Source organism: Leucobacter sp. Ag1, assembly GCF_000980875.1.
Lineage (GTDB): Bacteria > Actinomycetota > Actinomycetes > Actinomycetales > Microbacteriaceae > Leucobacter > Leucobacter iarius.
In genome coordinates this window covers 1-5,683 of sequence record NZ_LAYO01000034.1, presented here as the reverse complement: position 1 = coordinate 5,683, position 5,683 = coordinate 1, and the positions used below count along the sequence as shown (strand labels likewise).

General features: G+C 54.8%; 3 rRNA genes. All 3 read left to right on the top strand.

Going from position 1 to position 5,683, the window contains the following annotated elements:
- Positions 1-232 precede the first annotated feature (232 nt).
- The 3 genes from XM48_RS00285 to rrf all read left to right on the top strand — a co-directional run bounded on the left by XM48_RS00285 (position 233) and on the right by rrf (position 5,575).
- Positions 233-1,755, top strand: a 16S ribosomal RNA gene (locus tag XM48_RS00285).
- Positions 1,756-2,224: 469 nt separating this feature from the next.
- Positions 2,225-5,330, top strand: a 23S ribosomal RNA gene (locus XM48_RS00280).
- Positions 5,331-5,458: 128 nt separating this feature from the next.
- Positions 5,459-5,575: ribosomal RNA gene (gene rrf, locus XM48_RS00275) — 5S ribosomal RNA — on the top strand.
- Together the 16S, 23S and 5S rRNA genes form the textbook arrangement of a ribosomal RNA operon.
- Positions 5,576-5,683 lie beyond the last annotated feature (108 nt).

Genomic DNA, 5,683 nt, shown 5'->3' with positions numbered 1-5,683 from the left:
AGGTTGTCTTTCGGAAAGCTTTGGCGAGTACGGGGGGCGTCTGGTCCTTGAGAACTCAATAGTGTGCACTTGATTGTCAAATGCCAATTTATTATCCCGTCCATCTGCACCTTTGGGTGTGGGTGAATGGCGATTCCTTTTGGACAAATTGAACGTCAGTAATGATGTTTGTTTTTGTCAGGTCAAACTCGCAGAGTCCCGGCTTATTCCGCTGGTGGTTCTGCTTTGTTTCTTTACGGAGAGTTTGATCCTGGCTCAGGACGAACGCTGGCGGCGTGCTTAACACATGCAAGTCGAACGATGAAGCCCAGCTTGCTGGGTGGAAGAGTGGCGAACGGGTGAGTAACACGTGAGTAACCTGCCCCGAACTCTGGGATAAGCGCTGGAAACGGCGTCTAATACTGGATATGTCCCATCACCGCATGGTGTGTGGGTGGAAAGATTTATCGGTTCGGGATGGACTCGCGGCCTATCAGCTTGTTGGTGAGGTAATGGCTCACCAAGGCGACGACGGGTAGCCGGCCTGAGAGGGTGACCGGCCACACTGGGACTGAGACACGGCCCAGACTCCTACGGGAGGCAGCAGTGGGGAATATTGCACAATGGGCGCAAGCCTGATGCAGCAACGCCGCGTGAGGGATGACGGCCTTCGGGTTGTAAACCTCTTTTAGTAGGGAAGAAGCGAAAGTGACGGTACCTGCAGAAAAAGCACCGGCTAACTACGTGCCAGCAGCCGCGGTAATACGTAGGGTGCAAGCGTTGTCCGGAATTATTGGGCGTAAAGAGCTCGTAGGCGGCTTGTCGCGTCTGCTGTGAAAACCCGAGGCTCAACCTCGGGCCTGCAGTGGGTACGGGCAAGCTAGAGTGCGGTAGGGGAGATTGGAATTCCTGGTGTAGCGGTGGAATGCGCAGATATCAGGAGGAACACCGATGGCGAAGGCAGATCTCTGGGCCGTAACTGACGCTGAGGAGCGAAAGCATGGGGAGCGAACAGGATTAGATACCCTGGTAGTCCATGCCGTAAACGTTGGGAACTAGATGTAGGGACTGTTCCACGGTTTCTGTGTCGTAGCTAACGCATTAAGTTCCCCGCCTGGGGAGTACGGCCGCAAGGCTAAAACTCAAAGGAATTGACGGGGGCCCGCACAAGCGGCGGAGCATGCGGATTAATTCGATGCAACGCGAAGAACCTTACCAAGGCTTGACATAGCCGAGAACGCTGTAGAGATACAGAACTCTTTGGACACTCGGTTACAGGTGGTGCATGGTTGTCGTCAGCTCGTGTCGTGAGATGTTCGGTTAAGTCCGGCAACGAGCGCAACCCTCGTCCTATGTTGCCAGCACGTTATGGTGGGAACTCATGGGATACTGCCGTGGTCAACACGGAGGAAGGTGGGGATGACGTCAAATCATCATGCCCCTTATGTCTTGGGCTTCACGCATGCTACAATGGCCGATACAAAGGGCTGCGATACCGCGAGGTGGAGCGAATCCCAAAAAGTCGGTCTCAGTTCGGATTGGGGTCTGCAACTCGACCCCATGAAGTCGGAGTCGCTAGTAATCGCAGATCAGCAACGCTGCGGTGAATACGTTCCCGGGCCTTGTACACACCGCCCGTCAAGTCATGAAAGTCGGTAACACCCGAAGCCGGTGGCCTAACCTTTTTGGAGGGAGCCGTCGAAGGTGGGACTGGTGATTAGGACTAAGTCGTAACAAGGTAGCCGTACCGGAAGGTGCGGCTGGATCACCTCCTTTCTAAGGAGCACTCGAAACCCTGCGGGGTTTCGCAGAATGGCCAGATCATCACCGAACGTGTGGTGCTGGCTGCTCATGGGTGGAACATTCGACAAGACAAGTCTTGATTTTCGTCGCATGTCTCAGTACGCAACGCCTTCCTCGTGGAGGGGTTGTTGGAACGGGTGAGCGGGGAAGGCCAAGACTTCCAGGTGCATACTATTGGGTCCTGGAGGACCAGCCGGCCATGCCCTTAAGGGGGTGTGGGTGACTGGGTCTCTTGACCTGCGTCCATGGAACGTGTTGTTCATGGGGGTGGGATCGACCGTACGTTGAGAACTACACAGTGGACGCGAGCATCTTCGAACCAGCACTTGTTGCTGGTTCTTGAGCTGGACATCATCCTTTCGGGGGTGGTGTCTGCTCACTGGTCAAAAATTTGCTCATATTGGCCCTCGGGCTGGTGTGGGCGTTTCTGATACTTATGTGATTTCAAGTTTCGAAGAGCAAACGGTGGATGCCTTGGCATCTGGAGCCGAAGAAGGACGTCGTAATCTGCGATAAGCCTCGGGGAGTTGATAAACGAACTGTGATCCGAGGATTTCCGAATGGGGAAACCCCGCCAGGGCGCGTGCGTGCCTGGTGACTCCCGCCTGAATATATAGGGCGGGTAGAGGGAACGTGGGGAAGTGAAACATCTCAGTACCCACAGGAAGAGAAAACAACATGTGATTCCGGGAGTAGTGGCGAGCGAAACCGGAAGAGGCTAAACCTAGCGTGTGTGATACCTGGCAGGGGTTGCACGTTGGGGGTTGTGGGACATGCCGTGAGACGCTGCTGAGTCTCGAGCGTGAGAGTGAAGCTATAGGAGAACGCCTTGGAAGGGGCGGCCGGAGAGGGTGAGAGCCCCGTATCTGAAATGGTTTTACCGCGTGGTGTGTATCCCAAGTAGCACGGGGCCCGAGAAATCCCGTGTGAATCTGTCAGGACCACCTGATAAGCCTAAATACTCCCAGATGACCGATAGCGGACTAGTACCGTGAGGGAAAGGTGAAAAGTACCCCGGGAGGGGAGTGAAATAGTACCTGAAACCGTTTGCTTACAATCCGTTGGAGCACCCTTGTAGGTGTGACAGCGTGCCTTTTGAAGAATGAGCCTGCGAGTTAGCGATATGTGGCGAGGTTAACCCGTGTGGGGTAGCCGTAGCGAAAGCGAGTCTGAATAGGGCGATTCAGTCGCATGTCCTAGACCCGAAGCGAAGTGATCTATCCATGGCCAGGTTGAAGCGACGGTAAGACGTCGTGGAGGACCGAACCCACTTAGGTTGAAAACTGAGGGGATGAGCTGTGGATAGGGGTGAAAGGCCAATCAAACTTCGTGATAGCTGGTTCTCTCCGAAATGCATTTAGGTGCAGCGTTGCGTGTTTCTTGCCGGAGGTAGAGCTACTGGATGGCCGATGGGCCCTACAAGGTTACTGACGTCAGCTAAACTCCGAATGCCGGTAAGTGAGAGCGCAGCAGTGAGACTGTGGGGGATAAGCTTCATAGTCGAGAGGGAAACAACCCAGATCACCAACTAAGGTCCCAAAGCGCGTGCTAAGTGGAAAAGGATGTGGAGTTGCTGTGACAACCAGGAGGTTGGCTTAGAAGCAGCCACCCTTGAAAGAGTGCGTAATAGCTCACTGGTCAAGTGATTCCGCGCCGACAATGTAACGGGGCTCAAGCACGCCACCGAAGTTGTGGCATTCGTACTGAGGCAAGCCTTCGTGGTTCAGCCGTATGGATGGGTAGGAGAGCGTCGTGTGGCGAGTGAAGCGGCGGAGTGATCCAGTCGTGGATGCCACACGAGTGAGAATGCAGGCATGAGTAGCGAAAGACGGGTGAGAAACCCGTCCTCCGGAAGACCAAGGGTTCCAGGGTCAAGCTAATCTGCCCTGGGTAAGTCGGGACCTAAGGCGAGGCCGACAGGCGTAGTCGATGGACAACGGGTTGATATTCCCGTACCGGCGAAGAACCGTCAAACGCTGATCCAGGAGTGCTAAGCAGGTGAAGCATCCTTTGAGCCTTCGGGTTCTGTGGGTGTGGAGGTTGCGAACCCGATCTGGTGAGGTGAGCGTATTAACAGGTGTGACGCAGGAAGGTAGCTGGTCCCGGGCGATGGTTGTCCCGGGCTAAGCATGTAGCCCGTCTCTGAGTAATATTTAGAGGCTTTGGGTGAGATGTGATGGGGACCCGTATGGGGAAGTCAGTGATCCTATGCTGCCGAGAAAAGCATCGACGCGAGGTTTTAGCCGCCCGTACCCCAAACCGACTCAGGTGGTCAGGTAGAGAATACTAAGGAGATCGAGAGAATCGTGGTGAAGGAACTCGGCAAAATGCCCCCGTAACTTCGGGAGAAGGGGGGCCATCCGCTTATACCAACTTGCTTGGGAAAGGGTGTGGTGGCCGCAGAGACCAGTGGGAAGCGACTGTTTACTAAAAACACAGGTCCGTGCTAACACGCAAGTGGACGTATACGGACTGACGCCTGCCCGGTGCTGGAAGGTTAAGAGGAGAGGTTAGACTTCGGTCGAAGCTTTGAATTTAAGCCCCAGTAAACGGCGGTGGTAACTATAACCATCCTAAGGTAGCGAAATTCCTTGTCGGGTAAGTTCCGACCTGCACGAATGGCGTAACGACTTCCCAGCTGTCTCCACCATGAACTCGGCGAAATTGCATTACGAGTAAAGATGCTCGTTACGCGCAGCAGGACGGAAAGACCCCGTGACCTTTACTACAGCTTGGTATTGGTATTCGGTGTGACTTGTGTAGGATAGGTGGGAGACTGTGAAGCGGGCACGCCAGTGTTCGTGGAGTCATTGTTGAAATACCACTCTGGTCATTCTGGATATCTAACTACGGACCCTGATCGGGTCTTGGGACAGTGCCTGGTGGGTAGTTTAACTGGGGCGGTTGCCTCCCAAAAAGTAACGGAGGCGCCCAAAGGTTCCCTCAACCTGGTTGGCAATCAGGTGGCGAGTGTAAGTGCACAAGGGAGCTTGACTGTGAGACTGACAGGTCGAGCAGGGACGAAAGTCGGGACTAGTGATCCGGCAGTGGCTTGTGGAAGCGCTGTCGCTCAACGGATAAAAGGTACCTCGGGGATAACAGGCTGATCTTGCCCAAGAGTCCATATCGACGGCATGGTTTGGCACCTCGATGTCGGCTCGTCGCATCCTGGGGCTGGAGTTGGTCCCAAGGGTTGGGCTGTTCGCCCATTAAAGCGGTACGCGAGCTGGGTTTAGAACGTCGTGAGACAGTTCGGTCCCTATCCGCTGCGCGCGTTGGAAATTTGAGAGGATCTGACCCTAGTACGAGAGGACCGGGTTGGACGAACCTCTGGTGTGCCAGTTGTTCTGCCAAGGGCATGGCTGGTTGGCTACGTTCGGGATGGATAACCGCTGAAAGCATCTAAGCGGGAAGCCGGCCTCGAGATGAGATTTCCGTACACCTTGTGTGTGTGAGGCTCCCAGTAGACTACTGGGTTGATAGGCCAGATGTGGAAGCGCCGTAAGGTGTGGAGCTGACTGGTACTAATAAGCCGATGACTTGATTTACACTTTCAGAATTTCCTGTGATGTAATGTTCGCGTCCACTTTGTGGTTCTTGACGTACGGCCAAGAACCCGCCAAGCGCATGCCTGTTGGTGTGTGGGTTGGTGATGGTTTTGGTATGTCAATAGAGTTACGGCGGTTATAGCGTCAGGGAAACGCCCGGTTACATTCCGAACCCGGAAGCTAAGGCTGACTGCGCCGATGGTACTGCACTCGGGAGGGTGTGGGAGAGTAGGACACCGCCGGACCCCTTTTTCCAACGCGGCCAGACTGATCTGGGGGAGCGTGATGCTTCCCGGGTCGGACTGGCCCCGTTTTTGTTTTCCCCCCCCCTCCTACATAACACGCACCCCCGC